Raw genomic sequence first — 22,889 nt, forward strand, 5'->3', positions numbered from 1 at the left:
TTCTTACAGAATCGCTCTTCCACTGTTCCGCTTGTAGTACTCAATCTTTGAGGCGAACATGTCGGCCATTTTCTCTGCGCGCCACTTTGCCTCCGCGGCCTTTTCGCCGGTAAACAGTTCATCAACGGTCGTGAAAAAAAGCACCAGCCATCGCTCGAAGTGTTCTGCGCCAACCGGTAAGGTAATATGCTTGGCACCCGGCCTGCCCTGGTACGTGTACTCCTCCAGCAGCACGGTTTGCCAGAAACTGTACATGATATCGAGGTGGCGCGCCCAACGGTCCTGAATCCTTTCATCAAACACCGGGCCCAGCAGCTCGTCTGCCCGCACGCGGGTGTAAAAGGTGTCCACCAGCAGCTTAACATCGTCAAGGGTGAGAATGTCCTGTTTTTGCGTCATGTTGTAAAGTATAAAATTTTGTCCGGACCAGGAATTACAGAATCGTGCCATGGCCTATTTTGCCTAGGCCTGCTCCTCCTGAAACAGCCGGAGACGGTGTCTCTGTCATCCTGGTAACAAGCTCAGGCTTGATCCTGTTCATCCCTTTCCCCTGTAAATCCTGATCCGAACAGATAACTTTTGTGCCCTGTCCTAGCTACAGCCCAGGCTGTTGCCGCAGTTCAGGCATTTGTAACAAGTGCCGGAGCGGATGGTGATGTGGCCGCAGACGTTGCAGATCGGGGCGTCGCCCATCATGCTGGCGAGCACCTGCTGCGTTTGCTCCATCAGCACGGTGCGGCTCTGGGTTACTACCTTATAGCTCTTGCCATTGCTTAGGGTTGCCTCCACAGTTGCGGGGGCAGGTGACGCTACAGCCGTAGGTGCCTCAGGCTCCTGCTGTACATGCACCAGGTCGGTGCGGTTCAGGTACTCGTAGGCCAGCAGGCGGAACACGTAATCGAACACGGAGGTGGCAGACTTGATGTTAGGATGCTCCACGCGGCCCGCCGGCTCGAAGCGCGTAAAGGTAAAGCGGTTCACGAACTCCTCCAGCGGCACGCCATACTGCAGCCCCAGCGACACGGAAATGGCAAAGCAGTTGAGCATGGACCGGAACGAGGCCCCCTCTTTGTACATGTCAATAAAGAGCTCGCCCAGGGCGCCGTCGGCATACTCGCCGGTGCGGACGTACACGGTGTGGCCATCGATCTTCGCTTTCTGGGTGAAGCCGTTGCGCTTGTCGGGCAGCTTGCGGCGCTCTACCATGCGCACCAGCTCCTGCCGGAACACCTCGTTGGCCGAGTCGGCAAGTATGCTTTGGGCCGCCTTCAGCACCTGCTCGGCGTTATACTTCTCTTCTGCGGTGGCGACTTTTTCCGTCTCCTCCGGCTCGTCCTCTTCCTCGGTGCCGGTGCTCTTGGAGGAGAGCGGCTGCGAGAGCTTGCTGCCGTCGCGGTACAGTGAGCAGGCTTTCAGGCCCATCTCCCAGGACAGCTCGTAGCTATGCGCCACTTCCTCCACGCTCGTTTCGTTAGGCAGGTTGATCGTTTTGGAGATTGCCCCGGAAATGAACGACTGCACCGCCGCCATCATCCGGATGTGGCCCTCAGCCTTAATAAAGCGCTTGCCCTTGCTGCCGCAGCGGTTGGCGCAGTCGAACACCGGGTAGTGCGCTGGCTGTAAGTATGGTGCGCCCTCTACGGTCATGGTGCCGCACACGTAGGTATTGGCCTCCTCGATCTGCCTTGCCGTAAAACCCAGCGCCTGCAGCAGACTGAAACCCGGGGCCTGGTACTGTGCCGCAGTATAGCCCAGCCGCTCCAGGCATTCTTCTCCTAACGTATACACACTGAACAGGGAGGCCACATCATAAGCGGTTGGCAGTGCCGCCTCCAGCTGCGCGATCTCCTCCGGTAAAAATCCTTTTTCGAGCAGCGCCTCCGGATTGATATGCGGGGCGCCTGCAAACGTGATATGCCCCTTGGCGTAGTGCACGATCGCCCTGATCTCCTCCGGGGTATAACCCAGCCTCCTCAGCGCCGCCGGTATGGATTGGTTGATGATCTTGAAATAGCCCCCGCCGGAGAGCTTTTTATACTTTACCAGCGCATAGTCGGGCTCCACGCCGGTCGTGTCGCAGTCCATGAGCAGGCCAATGGTGCCGGTAGGCGCGATAACCGTAGCCTGTGCGTTGCGGTAGCCATACTTTTTGCCCTGCTGCAGCGCTTTGTCCCAGGCTCGCTGTGCTGCTTTTAGCAGGTGCGGCGGGCACAGTTCCTGATCAAGCCCCACAGGTTTTATACTTAGTGCTTCATACTTGTCTGCTTCGTTGTAGGTGGCGTAGCGGTGGTTGCGGATCACACGCAGCATGCTCTCCCGGTTCTGCTCGTACTTGGCGAAGGCGCCCAGGGAGGCTGCCATCTCGGCGGAGGTGCTGTAGGCGGTGCCTGTCATTAGCGAGGCGATGCCTGCGGCCACTGCGCGGGCTTCCGGGCTGTCGTACGGCAGGCCCTGTATCATGAGCAGCGCACCGAGGTTGGCATAACCCAGGCCGATGGTACGATAGTCGTAAGAGCGCTGCGCCACGGTTTCGGATGGGAACTGCGCCATCAGCACCGAGATCTCCAACACCACGGTCCAGAGGCGGCAGGCGTGCTCAAAGGCCGCTATATCGAACTCCTGCCTCTCCTCGTCGAAAAAGCGCAGCAGGTTCAGCGAGGCCAGGTTGCAGGCCGTATCGTCGAGGAACATGTACTCGGAGCAGGGGTTGGAGCCTTTGATAGGGCCTTCGGCGGGGCAGGTGTGCCATTCATTAATCGTGGTATCGAACTGCACGCCCGGGTCGGCGCAGGCCCAGGCTGCCTCTGCCACCTGCTGCCACAGCTTGCGGGCAGGTATGCTTTTAAGGATGCTGCCGTCGGTGCGGGCAGTCAGGTGCCAGTCCTGGTTCTGGCGCAGCGCCTCAAAGAAGCTGTTGGGTACGCGCACCGAGTTGTTGGAGTTCTGGCCAGATACGGTCGCGTAAGCCTCGCCTTCATAGTCGGAGGAGTAGCCGGCGGCGATCAGGGCCGCTACCTTTCTTTCCTCGTCCTTTTTCCAGTTGATGAACGCCTCAATCTCGGGGTGATCCAGGTCCAGGCTGACCATTTTAGCGGCCCGGCGCGTGGTGCCACCGGATTTAATGGCCCCGGCCGCACGGTCGCCCACCTTCAGGAAAGACATCAGGCCGGAGGAGGTGCCGCCGCCGGAAAGCGGCTCGTTTTTGCCCCGGATGGTGGAGTAGTTGGTGCCCACGCCCGAGCCATATTTAAAAATACGCGCCTCCTGCACCAGCAGGTCCATGATGCCCCCTTTCTTGGCCAAATCATCCTTCACTGAAAGTATAAAGCAGGCATGCGGCTGCGGGCGCTCAAAAGCAGAGTCCGACTCGCGCAACTCGCCCGTGTCCGGATCCACATAAAAATGCCCCTGCGATGTGCCCTTGATGCCATAGGAGGCGTGTAGGCCTGTGTTAAACCACTGCGGGGAATTCGGCGCGGCATACTGGCCCAGCAGCATGTATACCAGCTCTTCATAAAAAGTGTCCGCGTCCTCTTCAGTTTTAAAGTAGCCATACGTCAGGCCCCACTGTTGCCAGCAGTTTGCCAGCCGGTGCACCACCTGCTTCACCGAGGTTTCGGCGCCGGTGCTGCCGTCGGGCTGCGGCACGCCTGCCTTGCGCAGGTACTTCTGGGCCAGTATGTCGGTAGCGATCTGCGACCAGGCCGCCGGCACCTCCACATCCTTAAGTTCGGCCACCACATCGCCCGAGGGGTTGCGGATAGTGGAGGAGCGGAGCTCATAGGTAAAAAGATCGTAGGCGCTTTGCCCGGGGTTGGTGAAGTGGCGGGAGAATGAGAGTCCCTTGGGGGTGTTGGGAGTATTTTTTTCCATAAGGAGGGTGACAGTTTGAAAGGTAATGAGAGAAAGAATTGAAGTATTCAAAAGTGCTATATAGTGTGGGCAATGAAAATGACAAAGATCACTTAAATAGAAGATATTTATGTCTTTTTTTATGAGGCCATCCCGATAGATTTGTAACAGAAACTAAGTAAGACTTTTAATCTTAACGAAATGGAAAGCACACAAGCAATTGAGACATTAGATGTTACCGTTCTGGAGCCGCGCATGAAGCACCCCACTATTTTCCAGTGGTTCGACAGCCTGAAGGGTGGCGAAGCCTTCATCATCCACAATGACCATGACCCGAAGCCGCTCTACTACCAACTGTTGGGGGAGCGCGGCAACGTGTTTAAGTGGGAGTACCTGGAGCAGGGGCCTGAGGTGTGGGAGGTGCGCATCTCCAAGCTTACACCGGCCGAGGGCGAGACCGTGGGCGAGCTGGTGGCCAAAGATTACCGCAAGGCGCAGGTGTTTAAGAAATATGGCATCGACTTCTGCTGCGGCGGCAAAAAATCGGTGAAGCAGGTGTGTGCCGAGAAGGGCGTAAGCCAGGAGGAGCTGGAGCAGGAGCTGCTGGCGCTGGACGAGGCTGAGAAGGCGCGCGACGCGGAGTACGACAAATGGGAGCTGGGCTTCCTGGCCGATTATATCGTGAACATGCACCACAAGTATGTGCGCGAGGCTATCCCGGCGCTGTATGAATACACTACTAAGATTGCCCGCGTGCACGGCAGCCGCCATCCGGAACTGCTGGAGGTGGTGAAGCACTTCACCAACGTGGCCAACGAACTGGAGGCGCACATGCCGAAAGAGGAGCGCGTGCTGTTCCCTTACATCAAGCAGCTGGAGGAGGCGAAGAAAAGCAGCGTGCAGCTGGACAAGCCCGCCTTTGGCTCTATCCAGAACCCGATCAACATGATGGAGATGGAGCACGAGAGCGCCGGAGGAGAGCTGGAGAAAATCCGGGAGCTGACCGGTAACTATACCTTGCCGGCCGATGCCTGCGCCACTTACACGGTGGCCTTCAAGAAACTGAAGGAGTTTGAAGATGACCTTTTCCGCCATATCCACCTAGAGAACAACATCCTGTTCCCGAAAGCGATTGCGTTGGAGAAGGAAGTGCTGAAGTAAGTAATCTGCGATCAGGATTTACGGGGTGTAAGGAGGCACAGGATTGAATTGCCTGTGATTCCCATCCCGGGAGGGGTAGGGATGGGTTTAAAATCCTGCCAATCTAAAATCCCTGTAAATCCTGATCCTTAATACCCAGAATCATGAAAAAGACAATCGCACCGCAGAAGAGAGATAAGAGCCTGGTACCGCTGTCTCGGGAGCACCATTTTGGGCTGCTGTTTGCCTGGAAGCTGCGCCAGGGGCTGAAGAACGGGACGGACCTGGAGGTGTTGCGCGCCTACGTGCGCTATTTCTGGAATAATATTCTGAAGGAGCACTGCCAGGAGGAGGAGTGGCTGCTGGAAAGGCTGCTGCCCCACGATGACACCCAGCAGGCAAGGCTGCAGGAAGAGCACAAGCTGATAGAGGCGCTGATAGAGCTGATTGAGCAGGGTAGCCGCATGAACAAGGACCTGTTTAAGGTGCTGGAGCAGGACCTGGTGGACCACATCCGTTGGGAGGAGCGTGAGCTGTTTCCGTACCTGCAAGCCATGGCGCATTCTGATGACCTGGAGCTGGCGGGCCAGTTGCTCGAGCACAGGCACGACCCGCGCGTGGATACCTTCACGCCGGAGTTCTGGACAAACAAAGCCGAGCAAGAGTAGCCATGAACATAGCGGCCAATACCAAGATCTCAGCCCTGATAAAGGAGAACCCGGCGGCCATTGAGGCCATTGCCAGTATAAACAAGCACTTTGAGAAGCTGCGCAACCCGCTGCTGCGCAAGGTGCTGGCCTCCCGGGTAACCATAGCCGACGCAGCCCGCATTGGCGGCTGCGAGGTGGAGCGGTTTTACGAGAAACTGGCGCCGCTGGGCTTTACCGCAAACGGTAACGCTGCGGCAGAAAAGCCCATGCTCGCGCCAGCTGTAGCTGCGCCCGGGCTACCTGCCGCGCTGTCAAAGCTAGCTGTAAACACCCTGGATGTGTGCCAGGACATTGCCACCGGTAATGATCCCTTCTTGAAGATCATGGATGCCGTGGAGCATATTAATGAAGCCAGCGCTTTAAGGATTATCAACACGTTTGAGCCTACGCCACTTATCGCCATACTTCAAAAGAAAGGCTACAGCTCCTTTACCGAGGTAAAATCACCGGACCTGGTCTATACTTATTTCTGGCTGGCTAAAGCTGCTGAGGCTCTGCCAGAAGAAGGGATAGAACCTGCGGAAAACAATTTTAAGGAACAACTGGCCCGCTTTGCCGGAAAGGTGAAGCGCGTGGATGTGCGCCACCTGGAGATGCCGCAGCCGATGGTCACTATACTTGGAGAGCTGGAAAACCTGCCGGCCGGAGAGGCGCTCTACGTGGTGCACAAGCGGGTGCCGCAATATTTGTTGCCGCAGCTGCAGGAGCGGGGTTTTGAGGTGGCCATCAATGAGGTGGGGCCGAACGAAGTATACTTGCTTATTTATAGAGAGCAGAAAAGTGATGTATAGGATTTACACTGTTTCAGAAAGTCTTTTGTCATTTGTCTAAAGCTCTTTTTTCAACTCAAATAAAGAAACCATGAGCACTGCCACTACATCAAACTCGCCGGGCAAATGGGTGGTGCTGCCGCACTACGCATTTGCTGCGCTGGCATTTGTGGCCCTGAGCGTGCTGTTGCTCTTCTCCACCGATGCTTTTGGCGGGCACTATTTCCACCCCAAGCTACTGACGCTAACGCATGTGGCGGCGCTGGGCTGGGCGACCATGCTCATTTTCGGGGCGCTGTACCAGCTGTTGCCCGTGGTGCTGGAGTGTAAGCTGTACTCAGAGAAGCTGGCCACGGCCGCCTTCGGATTTCTGGGTGCCGGCACCATATTGTTGGCCTGGAGCTTCTGGCATTTTGAGCTGGGCTGGGTGATGCACCTGGCAGCCTGCAGCCTGGTTATCGCTTTCATACTTTTTAACATAAACGTGGCGCAAACCGCCCGCAAAGCACCCAAATGGACAGTGGAGTCAGACTTTATCGTTACCTCATCCATCTGGCTGCTGGTAACGGGGCTGGTGGGGCTGCTGATGGTGGTGAACTTTACCACGCCTTTCCTGCCGGTGGAGCACACGCACTACCTGAAGCTGCACGCCCACCTCGGTATGGCCGGTTGGTTTTTGCTGCTCATCATTGGCGTTGGGGCCAAGCTGATCCCGATGTTTTTGCTGGCGCACCACGAGGATCCCAAAAAGCTTAACTGGGCCTATAACCTGATCAACGCGGGGCTGGTAGGCTTTATACTTGACCACCTGCTCTTTCATACCCAGTTGTTGCCGTTGTACGCCCTGCTGGTTCTATCTGGTGTGGCATGTTTTCTTCTGTACCTGCGCGATGCCGCCAAAACACGCCAACGCCAGGACCTGGACCTGGGCATGCAGCAGACCTTTGTGGCACTAGCCCTACTGCTGTTGCCGCTTGCACTGGTGCTGGTGGTGAGCAGCAGATTAGAGCTATCGCAATCGCTGCTGTCGTCGGTGTACCTGGTGTACGGCATCTCTGTTTTCCTGGGGTTTATCTCGGCGCTCATACTGGGGCAGACCTTTAAAACGCTCCCGTTCATCGTGTGGATGCACGCATACGAGGACCACGTTGGCCGCATGAAAACGCCATTGCCGAAGGATATGTACAGCCATACGTTATTGCGCTGGCAAAACATCTGCTACCTGCTTGGGTTTATACTTTTAGCGGCCGGCGTGCTGCTGCGCCACCAGCAGATGATACTGGGCGGGGCTGTCGGCTTTACTGTTACCTCGTTGCTGTACACAGCCAACGTGTTCCGGATGCTGCTGCACAAAGCGCACGATTTAAAACCCTTCCCCTATGGAAACGCAAAAATTGCCTGAGGATTTCGGCCAGGAGGTGTACGAAACCTTAAAGTATATCATCGACCCCGAAGTGGGCATCAACATCGTGGACCTGGGGCTGGTGTACCAGGTAAGCCTGACGGAGGAGGGCGAGCTGGCCGTGGACCTGACCCTGACCACGCCCGGATGCCCCATGAGCGGGACCATCAAGACGGCGGCAGAGCAGATCCTGCTCAAGCGCTTTCCGGGTCTCGACGTGAAGATAAACCTGGTGTGGTCGCCGGCGTGGAGCACCGACATGATCAGTGAAGAAGGCATGAGGCAGCTGCGGGGGAAGTCGTAAATTGCTGCCGTGTTAGTGTTAGAAGAACAGAGACTAGAAATGCTATTATCAAAAACAGCTGAATATGCCTTGCGCGCCATTGTGTACATCGCGCTGAACGATGCACAAGGGCTTAAAATAGGGGTAAAGGACATCGCCAAAGAATTGGAGCTGCCCTCGCATTTTATGGGTAAGATCCTGCAGGACCTGGTGCGGAAGGGAGTGATTTCCTCTGTAAAGGGCCCTGGCGGGGGCTTTTTCCTGCACCGGCCGGCCGGCGAGATCAGCATACTGGAGGTGGTGCGCACGATTGACGGGCTGGAGGCTTTCCGTAAGTGCGGCATGGGCATGAAGCAGTGCTCCGACACGCACCCCTGCCCGCTGCACGACGATATAAAAGAATACCGGAACCAGATGCTCCGGATCTTCAGCTCGAAAAGTATACAGACGCTGGTAGACGGCGTTAACTCAGGCCATTACTTTATCAAGAACATACACGAGGTAGAAGCCCAGAGCTAAGCCGTTCAAGATAGGGCCACAGTGTGCTGTCCACCAGTGGCTCCTAGCCGGTTGCTTGAACCTCTGAACCCCAAAAACCAAACCATGCTAACACAAACCAAAGGCGCGTTTCTGCAGAAACTTGGCGCCATGAATCCTGTTGCCCTTCCCGAACGCGAGGAGGCCGAGCTGCTGGCTGCCGTAGAAGAGATACGCGCGCTGAAACGCCAGAAGAACGCCGTTATCCTGTCGCACTTTTACATGCCCGCCGAGCTGCAGGTAAGGCACGAGGACGGCGGCATCGCCGATTTTGTGGGCGACTCGCTGGGCCTAAGCGTGGCGGCCAAAAGCGTGGCGGCCGATAACATCATTTTCTGCGGGGTGAAGTTTATGGCCGAGACGGCTAAGATCCTGAACCCCGCCAAGCAGGTGCTGCTGCCTAGCTTTGAGGCCGGCTGCTCGCTGGCTGAAAGTATAACGGGTGCCGATGTGCGCAGGCTCAAGGCCCAGCATCCGGGCGTGCCGGTGGTAGCCTACATCAATACCTATGCCGACACCAAGGCGGAGGCCGACATCTGCTGCACCTCCCGCAACGCCCTGGACATTGCCCGCTCGCTGGGCGGCGACAGGCTGATCTTTTTGCCAGACCTGTACATGGGCCGCAACCTGCAAACCAGGATAAAAGCCGAGACGGGCAAGGAGCTTATACTTTGGGAGGGTAAGTGCGAGGTGCACGAGCAGTTTACGCCGCAACGCATCAACGGCCTGAAACTGATGTACCCTGAGGCGCAGGTGCTGGTGCATTGGGAGGTGCCGGACAATACCGTGGCCGATGCCCTGACCGGCGCTGGCGGCGTGGTGGGCAGCACCTCCGATATCATCCGGTTCGTGGGGGAGAGCAAAACCCGCCAGTTCATACTTGGCTCGGAGTGCGACTTGGGCGCCACGCTGCGCGGCCTCTATCCTGAGAAGGAGTTCATCGTGCCCTGCATCAAATGCCCGCACATGAAGCAGATAACCATACAACGCACTTTAGAGGCCTTGCGCGCGCTTGGCACAGCCCAGCAGGGTGTGTTTGAGGTAAGGCTGGAAGAGGAGACCATGCGGCGGGCCCTGGCTCCGATCGAGCGGATGCTGGCCTTTGCTTGATATGCTATACTTCGATTATGTAGTGCTGGGCAGCGGCATAGCCGGGTTAACCTTTGCCCTGGAAGCGGCTGCGCATGGGCGGGTGGCGGTGGTATGCAAAGGAGCGCTTACCGAGACAAATACCATGTTTGCGCAGGGCGGAATTGCCGCCGTGCTAAGCCCCGTGGACTCCATTGAGCAGCATGTGCAGGACACCTTGCTTGCCGGCGCCGGCCTGTGCAACGAGGAGGCGGTGCGGTTTATGGTGGCGCGGGCGCCGGATAGTATCAACTGGCTGCAGGAGCAGGGCGTCTGCTTCGACACAGGCAGGGGAGGAAGCGTAGCACTGGGGCTGGAGGGAGGGCACTGCCAGCATCGCATCGCGCATGTGAAAGACCACACCGGCCTGAGCATACAGCAGGTGCTAGGGCAGGTGGCGCGGAAGCACCAAAACATCGCCGTGCTGGAGCACCACATGGGCCTGGAGCTGTTGCTGCAGCGCAACATATGCCACGGGGTGCAACTGCTGGACCTGAAAGCTAATCAGGCCAAAGCCATACTTGCCGGCGCCATGGTGCTGGCCACGGGCGGCTCCGGGCAAGTATACCAGCACACCACCAATCCTCCCATTGCCACTGGCGACGGGCTGGCCATGGCCTTCCGCTCAGGCGCCCAAGTCAGCAACATGGAGTTCTTCCAGTTTCACCCGACGGCCCTCTACAACCCGGCATCGGAGGATACTTTCCTGATAAGCGAGGCATTGCGCGGGGCAGGGGCTGAACTGGTGTTGCCGGACGGGGAGCCTTTTATGCACCGTTACCATGCACAGGGGGCGCTGGCCCCGCGCGATGTGGTGGCCCGGGCTGTGTACCATGAGATGCAGCAACACCGGTCGCCTTGCCTATACTTAGACGCGCGCCACCTGCCGGAAGGGCACCTGAAGCAGCACTTCCCGCTTATCTACAACAAGTGCAAAAGCATTGGCATCGATGCCACCGTGGATCCTGTGCCTGTAGTGCCGGCGGCGCATTACCAGTGCGGCGGCGTGTGCACAGACCTGCACGGTCAAACATCCGTGCCAGGTTTATATGCCGTGGGCGAGGTGGCCTGTACCGGTGTGCACGGTGCCAACCGCTTGGCCAGCAACTCGCTGCTGGAGGGGGTGGTGTTCGGAAAAGCGGCAGCGGCGCATGCGGTGGCCAGGCAAGGCACCAGGTATAGGAAAACAGAAAGTATAGCTCTGCCTCCAGCCAACCGCATGACTGTGGCCCCGCCGCTGCCTGCCGTGCAAAGTATAAGAACGGAGCTTCGGCAGCTGATGTGGGAGAAAGTAGGCATTGTGCGTACCGTTGAGCACCTGTGGCAGGCAAGGCAACAGGTGGCGCAGCTAAGGCAGCAGCTGGAAAGTATAGGAGCCGTTAAGCTCACCCCAGAAGTGTGGGAGCTGCAAAACCTGCTTACTGTGGCGGCGGTAACGGTGGAGGCATGCCTGGGCAGAAAGCAAGGCATAGGCGGGCACTACCTGGAGCAGCAACTTGTGCCCGCTTAGGCAAGATATCCCATCCTGGGCGAAAAGTACATCAATAGTAATACTTCAAAATTGTGCAGTTTTTCTGTGCGAATGCAGGATAATCAGGGCTTAAAGTTTATTGTGTAGGAATTGATAAAACGATTGCTGTATATTAGCAGCGCCTATACAGGCTGCAGTCTTGAATAATTCCTAAACACAAGCTCCATGAAGTATAAATTTTTGAGCCTCCTGTGCGTGCTGCTGGCAGTGGTAACGCTGTCCTCGTGCCACATCTCCCGCAAAAAGACAGATAAAAACGGGAAAGTAGTGGTGATCAGCAAGAGCAAAACGGCTACCCGCAAAGACAATGGCCTGCACAAGGGCTGGTACAAGAACCCTAACAACCCGCATCACCCCAACACAACCAACCCCGGGCACACCAAGCACAAGGGGAACGGCAAAGGCAACACCACTGTGGTGGTTGTAAAGGGCCATAACGCCACGGCAACGAAAGGAAAGCCCGCCGCCAAGGGCAACCAAGGTAGCAAAGGCGGTGGGCAGAAGGCGAAAGCAGGCAACAGCGGCAAAGGTGGCAAAGGAAAGAACTAGTTAGCCTGTCTTCTCACCGTTACGGGAGGGGGTGCAGCAGCTTTTGGAGCTGCTGCACCCCCTTTTTTTACGTGCTTAAATCGCACTTTTTCAGTAGGATATAACGTTTAAGGAAGAGATTTACCTCCTAAACTAGATCCTGCTGACATGATAAAAGTAATTGCAATGGTGCTGCTGCTGGCTGGTAGTGCCTGTTACAGTGTTCCGGCAGCGGCTGCTACGGCTGGCGGGCCAAAGCTGAAGGGGCTCTTCCAGAAGAAAGGCAAAGCCGGAAAAGCGTTTAAGAAGAACAAGAAGAACACCAAGTACTTCCACGCGGCGGCTAAAAAGCAGCGTAGGGCCAAGTGGCAGCAGCAGCGCCACCCCATGGTGCCATAGCCGCGTACCTTTGCCTGCCTGGCGCCGTATAAGCGCGTATGGCAACAGAAAACACGCACTACACCCGCACCCCACGCTCCGAGAAGCTGAAGTGGGTAGACCACATCGCTTACCTGATGGACAACCAGTTTCGCTTTCCGGGCACTAACTTCCGCTTTGGTTTAGACCCTATCCTGGGCCTGTTGCCCTTCGCCGGCGACTTGGCCTCCTTCGGCGTTTCGGCCGTGCTTATACTAACCATGGTGCGCCACGGTGCCAGCGGCAAGCTAGTGGCCCTGATGATGCTGAACATTGGGGTGGATGTCATCTTCGGCAGCATTCCCATCCTGGGCAACATCTTCGATTTTGCCTTTAAAGCCAATGAGCGCAACGTGCGCCTGCTGCGCCGCCACTACGAGGAAGGCAAGTACCAGGGCAGTGGCAAGGGCATTATCGTTGGTGTGCTGATCGGGCTGGTGCTGATGCTGGTGTTCCTGGTATGGGCGCTGTGGCAGATAGCCGAGTGGCTGTGGCACCTGCTTGCCTCATACTTCTAAGCGGCCAAGGCTCCTGGCAACATCGCGGGCCTTCAGGGCGCTTTCCTGCTTGTCCTTTATTTCCAGCATAATATCCATGTCTAGCCCTTCTGTCTCGGCCAGGAAGTCGTGGAAAAGCTGCTCCTCTATACTTTGCACATGCTTGCCGCGCCGCTCGTTGGGAGCCTGCGAGCTGTAGTCCATCATCAGGATACCGTCTTTTTCCGGGTGCCAGGTAGTGGCGGCCATCTCCACCGCCTCGCGCATCGGCTCCCCGTTGTTCACGCACTCGTGGTGCAGGTTATCGAAGATGATGGGCATACCTGTTAGCTCGTGCAGCTGCAGGCAGTCCTGCAAGGTGTAGGTGCGGTCGTCGTTCTCCACGCAGAGGCGGGCCTTTACAGCGTCGGGCAGCATGGTGTGGTATACTTCGGCAAAGCGCTGTATGGCCGAAGGCTTGTCGCCGTAGGCGCCGCCGCCGTGTATCTGCAGCTTGGCGGTGGTGTCCAGCTCCATCAGGTCGAGCACGCTCCCCTGGTACACCAGCTCGGCAATGCTGTTGCGCACGGTCTGCTCGTTCGGCGAGTTGAGCACCACAAACTGGTCGGGGTGCATGGAGATGCGCATGTTGTTGTTCTTGATGTAGCTGCCCAGCCTGCGGAAGGTCATCTTGAAGTGCTCCTGCCAATTATACTTGTTCACCTCATGCGAGGCAAAGGGCACCAAGTCGGAGGTGAGGCGGAAAAATAACAGGCCATGCTTTACATTATATTCCAGGATGCGGCGCAGGCAAGCCAGGTTTTGCTCCACGGTCTCAATCAGACGCTCCTCAGAGTAAGAGGCCAGCCGGAAGGTACGGGAGGAGCTACAGTCCAGCTCCATATTTATGCAGGGGTATCCTATTTTCATCGTTTCAGGTAACAGTCTACTCTGAACCTACGAAGCAGCCGGTTGTTTGGGTATTTCACTGATAGCCGGTGTTGTTCTTAAAGAAGCGGTTGTAGTCCTGCTTCGCCTTCTCCTGCTCTGCTTTAAGCCGCTCCGCCTCCTGCAGCTGGCGCTTATCCGCTTCCTTCGCTAAGTACTTCCGGAGCTTTCGGCGCTGCTTGCCTTCTTTAGAGAAATAGGAGACAGGGTTCCAAAGTATGCTTGGGGGAGAGGGAGGAACCGGAGGAGGAGGTGTGAAGGCCGGCTTGTTTTCCGGAGGGCGTTTTACCACGGTGGGGGTGCTGCTTACTTCTACTTCCCGGAGCCGCTGTACCTCCTCCTGCAGTACAAACAGCAGCTCTTGCTCCTGCCTGATGCGGTACAACACCGGTTTAAACCCGACGGCGCGGACAAGTATAGAGTCACCGGGTTGAGCCAGTAGGGTGAAGCGACCCGACTGATCGGTTGCCACAACCGTGCCGGTGCCGAGCCTGGAGATGCCTGCCCCGATAACCGGCGTCTTTCTATCCGGCTGCAACACTATCCCGCTGACCTTGGCCTGCTGCCCATGCGTGAGCATCGTGCAAAGCGGGAACAGCAAAAAAAGTATAAAGCATATGCGCTGGAGCATGAGCAGTTTGTTTTCATGGTGCTTATGCTACTTACGATAGTATAGGTAAAATATTATATAATGTAGGGAAAATATTACAAGAGCCTTTGCAGGCTGCTTCCTGGCGGCCCTGACACGCGCTGCCAGCTCGCCGCTGGGGCCACTATCGTTGGGAAGGTGCAGAGGTTCAGGACCGCCGCTGTTTACTGATAGCCGGTATTGTCCCGGAAGAAGCGGTTATAATCCTCCTGCTCTTTTTGCCTCTGCTCCATCTCAAGCTTTTGCAGGTATTCCTGCAGGGCGCGTTTCTGCTTTCCCTCGCTGGAGAAGAGGTCGTACATCAGGCTCATAGGGCTGAGGATGGTTGGGGCCGGTGCCGGTGCGGGGGGCGGTGGCTCCAGGCCCGGAATAAAGTTGGGGTTCTTGGCCTGGCTGGTCTTCTCGCGCTTCATGTTGCGCAGGGCCCGGTCAATCATCTCTTTGGATGGGCGGCTGGTGACCTCTACCTCCCCGAGCATCACGCTATCCTCCTGCAGCACAATGTTCACGCGTAGCTCCGACACGGGCAGCGTCTTAGGCAAGTATAAAAGCGGCTTAAAGCCAAGCGCCCGGATCATCAGCGTATCCGACTGGGCCACATCAATCAGGAACTTGCCCTTTTCATCCGACACAACGCCCATGTTGGTGTTTACCTTTACAATGGTGGCGCCCGGTATAGGCGTGGTGCGGTCTGCCTGCAGCACAGTGCCACTTATCCGGATGCTTTTCTGGGCCAGGGCAGGCAGGCTGCAGTAAATGAGCAGCAACGTCAGGATGTATAACAGTGGGTGTCTGTGCATGAGGTTCTGGTAGTGCTGCGGCGTTTGTCCTGCGCCAGGACCAGCTAAAATTGTGCCGGCCAGCCATATAACGGGCGGGGCTATGTAAAATTACAAAGAAATCAGGAGATGGGCTAAAAAAGCAGAAACCTGCGGCGTGCGTGGCGGCAGGTTTCTGGTGAGGGCAATAGGTTGCGGGTTAACTTAGTTCAGGTTATTGCCGCCATCGTTGGTGTCGGTGCTGCCACTGTTGTTGCCGCCAGCGTCCCCGGACTCACCAGTTCCTGAACCAGAGGTGCCGTTGCCGCTGTTACTGCCAGAGCCTCCACTGTTGCTGCCGTTTCCGGAGTTTCCGTTGCCGGAGCCGGTGGAGCTGCCACCGCCAGTGCCCCCGCCGCCGCCTGTGTCTGCCGGGCTGTTAGGTGTGTTGCCCATCGCCCCGGAAGGGTTGTACTCCTCCGCCAGGTCCCGTAGGCTTCCGTCCGGTGAGTAGTAGATCGTGACCATGCGTACAGCTATATTCCCCTCCAGCTGTTGGCGTAGGTCCGGTGGCAGTATTCTGGTGCTGAAAGGGTAATACTGGTTGGGCTTAAACGGAGCACCGCCCATGTCTGGTTCCTCCGTGTGGTAGCCACGAATATGCGCTGGGTTCACAGACTCGTCGTAGTTTGCATCCGTCACCTCGAAGGAGGTGCCTAAGGTATCCTCTCCGCAGGAGGTGGTTAGCAGGAGTACAGCTGCCGCAGCTACCGGGGTTACTATTCTGTTCATAGGTTTGATGTTTTTGATTATGCGCTACCCTACAAGACTAGCTGAAAGGGTGAAAATGGCTCAGGGTTAAGTACGCGGGCATGGGTTTTTATGTTCAGGTGGAGGTAAGGCAGGTAAAGCGCGCACAAAAAAGGCGCACCCGTGCGGGTGCGCCTTCCTGATGAGGTGTAACGCCTGGCTTAAGCCTTCTTTAGCTCAAAAACGGTGATTTCCGGCAGGAAGCCCACGCGCCCCGGGTAACCCAGAAAGCCGAGGCCTGTGTTCACGTACAGGCGCTGGCGGCCTTTTTTGTAGAGGCCGGCCCACTGCTCATACACGTACTGCACCGGGCTCCACTTCCAGCCCGGGATGTTCACGCCAAACTGCATGCCGTGGGTGTGGCCTGAAAGCATCAGGTCTATATCTTTATACTTCTGGTTAACCTCACCGTCCCAGTGCGACGGGTCGTGGGAGAGCAGCACCTTGAACGGCACATCCTGCGTATCATCGTAAGCCCGGTCGAGGCGGCCATACTTCGGAAAGCCTCTCTTGTTCCCCCAGTTCTCCACGCCCAGCACGGCTATGCGCTCGCCGTCCTTTTCTACGATGCGGTTCTCGTTCAATAAAATGTCCCATCCCATCCGGCGGTGGCTCTCGATCAGGGTGTGCAGGTTTTCCCGCTTTGCCTCCTGGCTGGGCCAGCTCACGTAGTCGCCGTAGTCGTGGTTGCCCAGCACCGAGTACACCGCGGTTTTGGCGCGGATGCCGCCGAGGGTATCCAGGTGGTCCGTAAGCTCCGTGGCCACGTTGTTCACCAAGTCACCGGTGAAGAACACCAGGTCCGCCTCCTGCTTGTTGATGATCCTGACAGCCTCTTTCAGGGGCTCTGTGGAGTTAAAGCTACCTGTGTGCAGGTCCGATATCTGGAGCATCTTATACCCGTCGAAGGCGCTTGGCAGGTTCGGGAAGCGCAGCGTTACGCGCTTCACCCGGTAATCGTAGGCGCCTTTCACCATGCCGTAGATAAAGGCCGAGAAAGGGACAGCGGCCACCAGAAGCCCCATCTGGTTCAGGAACTTATGGCGGGAAGGGTCGAACTCCTCGTTTCCGTTGGCCGTGTTGAGCACGATTTTGCCCATGCGCAGCGTGTCGTCCAGCAACAGAAAGGCCACTATCACCAGCTTCGATGCAAAAATGATGAACAGGGTACTCGCCAGGTATGTCTTAAAGGCATCCGGCGGCGTGCCGCGCGTGGCAGAGGCTAAGGAAAACGTGGCGACCGTCACCGCGAAGATAGCCCAGTGGATGAAGTAAATAATTTTCTGGGCAACAGGGCCCAGGTTCTGCGTTACTGTTCTGATAGCCTGAAACACGTACAGGTCTACCAAAAAGAGAAGCAGGATAACGATTGCAAATGTTAACATACGTTGCATATCATGGTAAAACCACCCGCCGCGCCTAATGTTTGGCGGTGGCTATTCTTCCAAAGTATAAAAGTACAAAAAGGTAGATGCATGCTGAACTATTTCATTCTGAAAGAGATTCCACATGCATCTTCTTAACATCAAATTCTGTACCGTAAGTGAAAGAAAACGAACTGCCTGCCACGCTGCCATACCTGCAGCCGCTCAACATCAAGACCTGGGCTGAGGAAGACCGCCCGCGCGAGAAACTGCTGCTGAAAGGCAAGGCTGCTCTCAGCGATGCCGAGTTGATTGCCATCCTGATAGGCTCGGGCACCCCCAAGCTCACTGCCGTGGATGTGGCCAAGCTTATACTTACTGCCGTGGGCAACGACCTGAACGAGCTGGCGCGCCTGAGTGTGAAGGATTTGATGAAGCACAAGGGCATCGGGGAGGCCAAGGCCATAACGATCGTGAGCGCCCTGGAGCTGGGCCGCCGCCGCAAAGAGGCCGCCGTAACCGCTAAAACCCGCATCACCTGCTCCACCGACATCTACAACTACATTAAGCCGCAGCTGCTCGATTTGCCGCACGAGGAGTTCTGGGTTATACTTCTGAACCGCGCCAACGTGGTGATGAAGAAGGAAAGCATTAGTTCGGGCGGTGTGGCCGGCACAGTGGCCGACCCTAAAATCATCTTCAAAAAAGCGCTGGAGCAGCTGGCCAGCTCCATCATCCTGGTGCATAACCACCCCAGCGGCAACACCAAGCCTAGCGCTGCCGACATCGCCCTTACCAAGAAAATGAAGGAAGCCGGCCAATTCCTCGACCTGCCCATCCTCGACCACATCATCTTTACCGACACTGACTATTACAGCTTTGCGGATGAAGGACTTTTGTAGTTAGAAAGTTTAGAAGTTTGGAAGTTAGAAAGTTAAATGTAACGGTTCGCATGTTTCAGGCATTGCCCCAAAGTGCTGAAGCCCAGATTATGGGCAAGCAGGCGCTTCGATCGGCAACGTCGGTCGCTGCAAACTATCGGGCTGCCTGCCGTGCCCGATCTGGTGCCGAGTTTATTGCTAAAATAGGTATAGCCCTCGAAGAAGCGGATGAAACGCAGTTCTGGTTGGAGCTACTGGAAGAATCAGGGATTGTAGCCAGCAATAAGTTGATGAGTCTTAAACAGGAAGCAGGCGAACTCACCGCGCTACTCACCAGCATCAGAAAATCAGCCTCTATAAAAGGCAAATCATAACTTTCTAACTTCCAAACTTTCTAACTTTCTAACTCAGAAAGTATTTCCTGCACTCTTCCCACTTCCCCTGTCTCCAGGCGTACTTTGATGCCGTGTGGGTGAGTGGGGGAGTTGGTGAGGATGTCCTGCACGTAGCCCTCGGTGAGGTCGCCGGTGCGCTGGTCCTGCTTCTGCACGATGTTGACGTGGGTGCCAGGTTTGATGTTGGCGCGTTTTCTGCCGTCCATGGGAAGTAGAATGAATGGTTGTGGCTGCAAGATACGCAGGAAAATCGGGTGGTGTTAAGGCTGTGGTTTGGTAACAATGTTGAGGTACTGCGCATCGTAGCTCCAGCGCGATGGGGCGGTCTCAAAATCAGCCAGCTCTACTTGCTCGATCTGGCACAGGTCTGCCAGCAAAAGGGCAGGGTCTTTGACGTGGTTGCCGTTGATGGCTATTGTCAGCTGCTGCTGCTCGTGCGGCACGCTAAAGGCTTTGTACACTTCCTCCACGCGCGCCAGTGGCAAGTCCTGCTTTAAGTCGATGAGTACGGCGCCGTCGGTGGCCTTTTCGCCGAAGCGCTCCAGCGCCTGAGTACCCTTCACCACCTCCACGTTCTTGATGTCATTAGGGTTCAGGATAAGGGCAGAGGTAGTGGTTTGCTGCTCGTTTACCAGCACCAGTGGCTGGGGCTTTTCTATTACAATGAGCCCTTCTTTCGCTACAGGCTCAAACACTTGTGCCTGTGCATGAATAGAGAGGCTGAGCACGAATAGTGCTGCAAGGAAGTATGGCTTCATAGCTGTGTTATTTGTTGTGGTACTGCTTGGTTGGCTCCCGCTGTGCCTGCTCCATTTCGTTGGAGTGTTTCATGTACAGCAATATACCTGCTACCCCCAAAATGTGGCCGCCAAGTATAAGGTAGAGACCCAGGTAATCACCTTCAGGTTGCACCGCCCAAAGCACAATGCCGACAAGAGCAAGCAGGGCAGCAACCTTATAAAGCACTTTCTCTAAAGTCCTGTTTTTCATCTGGCAACGGTTTTTTAGTAAAACAAGCTCGCCATACATGCCAAAGTGAGGCAGAAAGTATAGCAAAATCAACTAGTTACTACAGGCATTCCAAAGCTGAAGAAAACGAAGGGCAGTGTGCCCAGGTGCATTTCAGCGCCTCTTGCTTCTCTGCTCACCCGCTCCTTAAGGCACCCGCCCTAGGGCAGTTTTTCTAAGCAAAAGGTGTTGGGATGCTTAGGGAAACTTACTAGCTACGGAGACAGATTTAGCACTTTAACGAGAGAAAGGTATGAAAAAGATTCTATAAAGTACAGTTTAAGAGTAATTTTAGTTAAAAAGCATGAGCTGTAAGCCGTTGGTATTGATGAACTTAATCTTCTGTAAGCTTGGCAAGGTCTGAGATGTGCAGCATCCGCAGCATGGAAGTTTTTTTATGTTGGTGCTCCTGCATACGCACCAGGATATCATGCAGCATCTCAATGGCCTGCACCACGTGTGGGCCCTTGTTCAGCATCACGCAGTCAGCGCGCTGTGCCATGGCGGCATCAGTGATCTCGGCCCTGGAGGGGCGGCCTTTCTTGGCCAGCGTCTCCAACACCTGCGTGGCCCACACCACCGGCATGTGGGCTGCCTCACAAAGCCACAGGATCTCTTCCTGTACTTCAGCCAGCCGCTGCCAGCCACACTCCACGGCCAGGTCGCCGCGCGCGATCATCACGCTGGCCGGGTAGTTTTTCATGGCCGTCAGGAGCAGGAGCGGCAGATTCCGAAATCCTTCTTTTGTCTCGACCTTCAGCATCACCCCCAGGTTCTGTGCGTCTAGCTTGCGCAGTTCCTCATATAGGGCTTCCAACGTACCCGCGTCGTTCACAAACGACAGGTTTACGATATCGGCATACTTCACTATAAACCTAAGGTCCTGCCGGTCCTTCTCCGTCAGCCCATTCAGGTGTATCTTGCTGTCGGGCAGGTTAATGCCCTGGTCGGCGCGCAGCTTGCTGCCGTTGTCGCTGGCATAGGTGATTTTTACCAGCAGCTTGTCAGGCCCCACTTCCTCCAGCACCCCCTCCACTTTGCCGTCGTTAAAAAGTATGGGCTGCCCCGTTTTAGTCTGGGTAAAAGCCTCGGGAAGTGTGCAGGAGATGTGTGCCGGCTGGGTGACGTGCCCATGCTCATCGTAAATGGCTGGTTCACCGGGTACAGGCTCTCGCGTCAGCACCAGGAAGTTTCCTTTCCTCAGTACAATTGGCAACTCTGCCGCTTGCAGGTCTCCCACGCCGGTGGTGCGTTCGGTGGCGTTCTCGTCTTGCAGGCGCAGTTTGGTTCCGGTGGTGATATAAGAGGACTTGATGAGGTTTGCCAGCACCCCGGTCTCTTCTTTCCTGACAACGGAAAGAGAGCGCTTGCGGCCTCGGGTGTCATTAAAGAAAATCCTATCCCCCTCCTGCAGTTGTGCCATCCAGGTGGCATCTACCGGGAGCCAGGCATCGGCATCATTAGGCGGAGGCACGTCCTGAGGCGCGAGCCATACTTTGGCGGCCTCCGTAATTTGGCCAAGGTTATCCTGCGCAGGCCGAATCACCAGCAGTTTCGGGCCTTCCTTCAGCGGGCCGGTGCGCAGCTTTGGCCCCATCAGGTCCATAAGAATTTTACAGGAGATGCCAGTTTCCTGCTCGGCTTTGCGGATGTGGTTCACCATCTTCAGCCACTCTTTTTCGGTGTCGTGGGCGCAGTTAATGCGGGCACAGTCCATGCCGGCTTTTAACAGGCGTGGCAGCAGCTCGTACTGGTGAGCTGCCTCAGAGGGCAGCGTGACCATAATGCGTGTACTGCGTTTCTCGGGTTTGGGACCCAGCAGGGCCTCTGTGTGCGCGGCCAGCAGCTCCCGGTTCTCGAAAAAGGAAACGGCCAGCTTCTTGGGGGTATCAGTGCACCTGGCTATTTGGCAGAGGTGCTGGCGCACGGCCTGCAGACTGGCCAGCACGTGCCCCTCGGCCCGCCCCAGCGAGGAGAGCCCCAACTGGGCCAGCTGCTCCTGCAGCTCCCGGATGTCGTGCTGGCGCAGTGCCAGGTAATGCAGCAGGTTCTTGGCGCTTTTTCTGAACTTCGGGTGAACTGCCCGTACGGCTGGGGCGAACTTTTCCTCCAGCGCAATGGCGTCCTGGTGTAGCTGATCCAGCTGGCGAATCAAATCCTGGTAGTGGTCCTCCTTGGTCTGTGGCATGGCTCCATCTAAACGTAGGTCGTTCTCAACCTTACGGATGCAGGGCGGAAGGGGTGCCCCGGCTGGGGATTTAAAGCCGTGGCAGGCACGTACACCGTCTGCTGTGCCGCTACAGCAGGCAGGGCTAGTCTTTATACTTGCCAACCCAGCCGAAGTGCTGCTGGATGATGTTGTTTTTCTCCTGCTCTAGGTAAGTCAGGTATGCCTCGGACGCAGGCGAGAAGCTTTTGTTTTGCAGCCATATCAGGTTCCAGGAGGTTGTCAGCGGCAAGCCGTCCACCGGTATAATCTGCAGGTCCTTTTGGGTAAGCTCGTTCTTTATCCCGATCAGGGGCATGATGGAATAGCCCAGGCCGGCCAGAAGGGCCTGCTTTACCGCCTCGTTAGAGGTAAGTTCCAGTTTCTTGCTCACTGCTATGTTGTTGCTGGCGATAAAGCGCTCCATGGTCAGGCGCGTGCCCGATCCCGGCTCCCTATAAATCAAGGGCAGGCTTTTGAATATCTCCATGCCATGGTGCCTGCTGCCGGACTGCTCCGACTCGCGCCCCACCAGGTACAGCTTGTTTTGCATGAGCTCCACCTTGCTCACCTTCAGGTGCTCGGGCAGAATGGAGACCAGGGCAAAGTCCGTCTCATTGTTTTCCAGCGACTCCAGCACCTTTGATTTGTTCGTCACGTCCATTACCAGTTCCACCCCCTCATGCTGCTTCAGAAAGCCCGAGAGGAAGTAGGGCATCACATACTTGCCGGTAGATACCACCGACAACTTTAACCTGCCCGACAACAGCCCCTTATGCGCCAGGGTCTTGAAGTTGATGGCATGCACCTCGTTCAGGATCTTCTCTGCGGCTAGAGCTACTTCCTTCCCGAACTCAGTGACGTGCAGTTTCCTGCCGATAATCTCCGTGAGCGGGATGTCGAACTGCTCCTGCAGGTTCTTGAGCTGTATGGAGACGGCGGGCTGCGTCAGGTGCAGCTCTTCGGCGGCCTTGGTGATGCTTTTGGTCTGCGTGATCTTCAGGAACACCTGCAGTTGGTGTAAAGTGTAATTCATAAATTTTATTTATGCAATCCATTAAAATTATAAACTATTATTTATAAATCCAAAAGGTGA

Annotated in this window: 25 protein-coding genes; 13 read left to right on the forward strand and 12 right to left on the reverse strand. The window is 56.2% G+C overall.

Annotated elements, in window-relative coordinates:
* Window positions 1-3 precede the first annotated feature (3 nt).
* Window positions 4-399, reverse strand: a complete 396-nt coding sequence (locus tag PXG97_RS16950) for a group III truncated hemoglobin (protein ID WP_276498987.1) — start codon at window positions 397-399, stop codon at window positions 4-6.
* A 192-nt stretch (window positions 400-591) separates the two neighbouring features.
* Window positions 592-3,873 carry a vitamin B12-dependent ribonucleotide reductase gene (locus PXG97_RS16955; RefSeq protein WP_276498988.1) on the reverse strand — a complete coding sequence of 1,094 codons (3,282 nt, stop codon included), beginning with the start codon at window positions 3,871-3,873 and terminating at the stop codon, window positions 592-594.
* A gap of 180 nt (window positions 3,874-4,053) precedes the next feature.
* Here PXG97_RS16955 and ric point away from each other — a divergent pair, with 180 nt between their 5' ends.
* From ric to PXG97_RS17010, 11 genes are all read left to right on the forward strand, one after another.
* Window positions 4,054-5,013 (forward strand): iron-sulfur cluster repair di-iron protein, encoded by a 960-nt coding sequence (gene ric / locus PXG97_RS16960; RefSeq protein WP_276498989.1) that lies wholly within the window; start codon window positions 4,054-4,056, stop codon window positions 5,011-5,013.
* 143 nt (window positions 5,014-5,156) lie between these two features.
* On the forward strand, window positions 5,157-5,660 hold the full coding sequence (locus tag PXG97_RS16965) for a hemerythrin domain-containing protein (protein ID WP_276498990.1): 504 nt from the start codon (window positions 5,157-5,159) through the stop codon (window positions 5,658-5,660).
* Window positions 5,661-5,662: 2 nt separating this feature from the next.
* Window positions 5,663-6,493, forward strand: coding sequence for a DUF2249 domain-containing protein (locus PXG97_RS16970; RefSeq protein ID WP_276498991.1), 831 nt, complete (start codon window positions 5,663-5,665; stop codon window positions 6,491-6,493).
* Window positions 6,494-6,563: 70 nt separating this feature from the next.
* Window positions 6,564-7,874 (forward strand): cytochrome C oxidase subunit I, encoded by a 1,311-nt coding sequence (locus PXG97_RS16975; RefSeq protein WP_276498993.1) that lies wholly within the window; start codon window positions 6,564-6,566, stop codon window positions 7,872-7,874.
* Complete coding sequence (locus tag PXG97_RS16980; protein ID WP_276498994.1) at window positions 7,852-8,178, forward strand: metal-sulfur cluster assembly factor; 327 nt, start codon at window positions 7,852-7,854, stop codon at window positions 8,176-8,178. Before PXG97_RS16975 ends, PXG97_RS16980 begins: the two co-directional genes overlap by 23 nt.
* Window positions 8,179-8,217: 39 nt before the next feature.
* On the forward strand, window positions 8,218-8,676 hold the full coding sequence (locus tag PXG97_RS16985; protein WP_276498995.1) for an RrF2 family transcriptional regulator: 459 nt from the start codon (window positions 8,218-8,220) through the stop codon (window positions 8,674-8,676).
* A gap of 84 nt (window positions 8,677-8,760) precedes the next feature.
* Window positions 8,761-9,804 (forward strand): quinolinate synthase NadA, encoded by a 1,044-nt coding sequence (gene nadA / locus PXG97_RS16990; RefSeq protein ID WP_276498996.1) that lies wholly within the window; start codon window positions 8,761-8,763, stop codon window positions 9,802-9,804.
* A gap of 1 nt (window position 9,805) precedes the next feature.
* Entirely contained in the window at window positions 9,806-11,332 is a 1,527-nt protein-coding gene (gene nadB, locus PXG97_RS16995) for an L-aspartate oxidase (protein WP_276498998.1), read from the forward strand.
* A gap of 186 nt (window positions 11,333-11,518) precedes the next feature.
* Window positions 11,519-11,902 carry a hypothetical protein gene (locus PXG97_RS17000; protein WP_276498999.1) on the forward strand — a complete coding sequence of 128 codons (384 nt, stop codon included), beginning with the start codon at window positions 11,519-11,521 and terminating at the stop codon, window positions 11,900-11,902.
* A gap of 147 nt (window positions 11,903-12,049) precedes the next feature.
* Complete coding sequence (locus tag PXG97_RS17005; RefSeq protein WP_276499000.1) at window positions 12,050-12,280, forward strand: hypothetical protein; 231 nt, start codon at window positions 12,050-12,052, stop codon at window positions 12,278-12,280.
* 38 nt (window positions 12,281-12,318) lie between these two features.
* On the forward strand, window positions 12,319-12,816 hold the full coding sequence (locus PXG97_RS17010; protein ID WP_276499001.1) for a DUF4112 domain-containing protein: 498 nt from the start codon (window positions 12,319-12,321) through the stop codon (window positions 12,814-12,816).
* Here the strand turns inward: PXG97_RS17010 and uvsE are convergent.
* The 5 genes from uvsE to PXG97_RS17035 all read right to left on the reverse strand — a co-directional run bounded on the left by uvsE (window position 12,805) and on the right by PXG97_RS17035 (window position 17,324).
* Window positions 12,805-13,704 carry a UV DNA damage repair endonuclease UvsE gene (gene uvsE / locus PXG97_RS17015; protein ID WP_276499002.1) on the reverse strand — a complete coding sequence of 300 codons (900 nt, stop codon included), beginning with the start codon at window positions 13,702-13,704 and terminating at the stop codon, window positions 12,805-12,807. The two genes, PXG97_RS17010 and uvsE, sit on opposite strands and share 12 nt — an antisense overlap.
* 55 nt (window positions 13,705-13,759) lie before the next feature.
* Entirely contained in the window at window positions 13,760-14,353 is a 594-nt protein-coding gene (locus PXG97_RS17020; RefSeq protein WP_276499003.1) for a carboxypeptidase-like regulatory domain-containing protein, read from the reverse strand.
* A gap of 182 nt (window positions 14,354-14,535) precedes the next feature.
* Window positions 14,536-15,171 (reverse strand): carboxypeptidase-like regulatory domain-containing protein, encoded by a 636-nt coding sequence (locus tag PXG97_RS17025; protein ID WP_276499005.1) that lies wholly within the window; start codon window positions 15,169-15,171, stop codon window positions 14,536-14,538.
* 183 nt (window positions 15,172-15,354) lie between these two features.
* Window positions 15,355-15,921 carry a hypothetical protein gene (locus PXG97_RS17030; RefSeq protein WP_276499006.1) on the reverse strand — a complete coding sequence of 189 codons (567 nt, stop codon included), beginning with the start codon at window positions 15,919-15,921 and terminating at the stop codon, window positions 15,355-15,357.
* 179 nt (window positions 15,922-16,100) lie between these two features.
* Entirely contained in the window at window positions 16,101-17,324 is a 1,224-nt protein-coding gene (locus tag PXG97_RS17035; RefSeq protein ID WP_276499007.1) for a metallophosphoesterase, read from the reverse strand.
* 158 nt (window positions 17,325-17,482) lie between these two features.
* On the opposite strand from PXG97_RS17035, the gene radC reads away from it, so the two are divergent.
* Both radC and PXG97_RS17045 read left to right on the forward strand, forming a co-directional pair.
* On the forward strand, window positions 17,483-18,205 hold the full coding sequence (radC, locus tag PXG97_RS17040; protein ID WP_276499008.1) for a RadC family protein: 723 nt from the start codon (window positions 17,483-17,485) through the stop codon (window positions 18,203-18,205).
* A 17-nt stretch (window positions 18,206-18,222) separates the two neighbouring features.
* Window positions 18,223-18,558 carry a four helix bundle protein gene (locus PXG97_RS17045; RefSeq protein ID WP_276499009.1) on the forward strand — a complete coding sequence of 112 codons (336 nt, stop codon included), beginning with the start codon at window positions 18,223-18,225 and terminating at the stop codon, window positions 18,556-18,558.
* Between the two features lie 20 nt (window positions 18,559-18,578).
* Here PXG97_RS17045 and PXG97_RS17050 read toward each other — a convergent pair whose 3' ends face one another.
* The 5 genes from PXG97_RS17050 to PXG97_RS17070 all read right to left on the reverse strand — a co-directional run bounded on the left by PXG97_RS17050 (window position 18,579) and on the right by PXG97_RS17070 (window position 22,829).
* Complete coding sequence (locus PXG97_RS17050; RefSeq protein WP_276499010.1) at window positions 18,579-18,785, reverse strand: YwbE family protein; 207 nt, start codon at window positions 18,783-18,785, stop codon at window positions 18,579-18,581.
* Between the two features lie 54 nt (window positions 18,786-18,839).
* Window positions 18,840-19,337, reverse strand: a complete 498-nt coding sequence (locus tag PXG97_RS17055; protein ID WP_276499011.1) for a hypothetical protein — start codon at window positions 19,335-19,337, stop codon at window positions 18,840-18,842.
* A 7-nt stretch (window positions 19,338-19,344) separates the two neighbouring features.
* Window positions 19,345-19,569, reverse strand: a complete 225-nt coding sequence (locus PXG97_RS17060; protein ID WP_276499012.1) for a hypothetical protein — start codon at window positions 19,567-19,569, stop codon at window positions 19,345-19,347.
* Window positions 19,570-19,921: 352 nt separating this feature from the next.
* Window positions 19,922-21,775, reverse strand: coding sequence for a pyruvate kinase (locus PXG97_RS17065; RefSeq protein WP_276499013.1), 1,854 nt, complete (start codon window positions 21,773-21,775; stop codon window positions 19,922-19,924).
* 124 nt (window positions 21,776-21,899) lie between these two features.
* Entirely contained in the window at window positions 21,900-22,829 is a 930-nt protein-coding gene (locus tag PXG97_RS17070) for a LysR family transcriptional regulator (protein WP_276499014.1), read from the reverse strand.
* Between the last annotated feature and the right edge of the window lie 60 nt (window positions 22,830-22,889).

The organism is Pontibacter litorisediminis, from assembly GCF_029360645.1.
Classification (GTDB): domain Bacteria; phylum Bacteroidota; class Bacteroidia; order Cytophagales; family Hymenobacteraceae; genus Pontibacter; species Pontibacter litorisediminis.

Bases quoted from the DNA above. Each gene is read 5' to 3' on its own strand.
- PXG97_RS16980 (WP_276498994.1), top strand. From the start codon at position 7,852: ATGGAAACGCAAAAATTGCCTGAGGATTTCGGCCAGGAGGTGTACGAA.
- PXG97_RS17065 (WP_276499013.1), bottom strand. From the start codon at position 21,775: ATGCCACAGACCAAGGAGGACCACTACCAGGATTTGATTCGCCAGCTG.
- PXG97_RS16975 (WP_276498993.1), top strand. From the start codon at position 6,564: ATGAGCACTGCCACTACATCAAACTCGCCGGGCAAATGGGTGGTGCTG.
- PXG97_RS16950 (WP_276498987.1), bottom strand. From the start codon at position 399: ATGACGCAAAAACAGGACATTCTCACCCTTGACGATGTTAAGCTGCTG.
- PXG97_RS17060 (WP_276499012.1), bottom strand. From the start codon at position 19,569: ATGAAAAACAGGACTTTAGAGAAAGTGCTTTATAAGGTTGCTGCCCTG.
- PXG97_RS16985 (WP_276498995.1), top strand. From the start codon at position 8,218: ATGCTATTATCAAAAACAGCTGAATATGCCTTGCGCGCCATTGTGTAC.
- PXG97_RS17005 (WP_276499000.1), top strand. From the start codon at position 12,050: ATGATAAAAGTAATTGCAATGGTGCTGCTGCTGGCTGGTAGTGCCTGT.
- PXG97_RS17030 (WP_276499006.1), bottom strand. From the start codon at position 15,921: ATGAACAGAATAGTAACCCCGGTAGCTGCGGCAGCTGTACTCCTGCTA.
- PXG97_RS16970 (WP_276498991.1), top strand. From the start codon at position 5,663: ATGAACATAGCGGCCAATACCAAGATCTCAGCCCTGATAAAGGAGAAC.
- PXG97_RS17000 (WP_276498999.1), top strand. From the start codon at position 11,519: ATGAAGTATAAATTTTTGAGCCTCCTGTGCGTGCTGCTGGCAGTGGTA.
- PXG97_RS17035 (WP_276499007.1), bottom strand. From the start codon at position 17,324: ATGTTAACATTTGCAATCGTTATCCTGCTTCTCTTTTTGGTAGACCTG.
- ric (WP_276498989.1), top strand. From the start codon at position 4,054: ATGGAAAGCACACAAGCAATTGAGACATTAGATGTTACCGTTCTGGAG.
- PXG97_RS17055 (WP_276499011.1), bottom strand. From the start codon at position 19,337: ATGAAGCCATACTTCCTTGCAGCACTATTCGTGCTCAGCCTCTCTATT.
- PXG97_RS17050 (WP_276499010.1), bottom strand. From the start codon at position 18,785: ATGGACGGCAGAAAACGCGCCAACATCAAACCTGGCACCCACGTCAAC.
- nadB (WP_276498998.1), top strand. From the start codon at position 9,806: ATGCTATACTTCGATTATGTAGTGCTGGGCAGCGGCATAGCCGGGTTA.
- PXG97_RS17020 (WP_276499003.1), bottom strand. From the start codon at position 14,353: ATGCTCCAGCGCATATGCTTTATACTTTTTTTGCTGTTCCCGCTTTGC.
- PXG97_RS16955 (WP_276498988.1), bottom strand. From the start codon at position 3,873: ATGGAAAAAAATACTCCCAACACCCCCAAGGGACTCTCATTCTCCCGC.
- PXG97_RS17070 (WP_276499014.1), bottom strand. From the start codon at position 22,829: ATGAATTACACTTTACACCAACTGCAGGTGTTCCTGAAGATCACGCAG.
- nadA (WP_276498996.1), top strand. From the start codon at position 8,761: ATGCTAACACAAACCAAAGGCGCGTTTCTGCAGAAACTTGGCGCCATG.
- uvsE (WP_276499002.1), bottom strand. From the start codon at position 13,704: ATGAAAATAGGATACCCCTGCATAAATATGGAGCTGGACTGTAGCTCC.
- PXG97_RS17025 (WP_276499005.1), bottom strand. From the start codon at position 15,171: ATGCACAGACACCCACTGTTATACATCCTGACGTTGCTGCTCATTTAC.
- PXG97_RS17010 (WP_276499001.1), top strand. From the start codon at position 12,319: ATGGCAACAGAAAACACGCACTACACCCGCACCCCACGCTCCGAGAAG.
- PXG97_RS16965 (WP_276498990.1), top strand. From the start codon at position 5,157: ATGAAAAAGACAATCGCACCGCAGAAGAGAGATAAGAGCCTGGTACCG.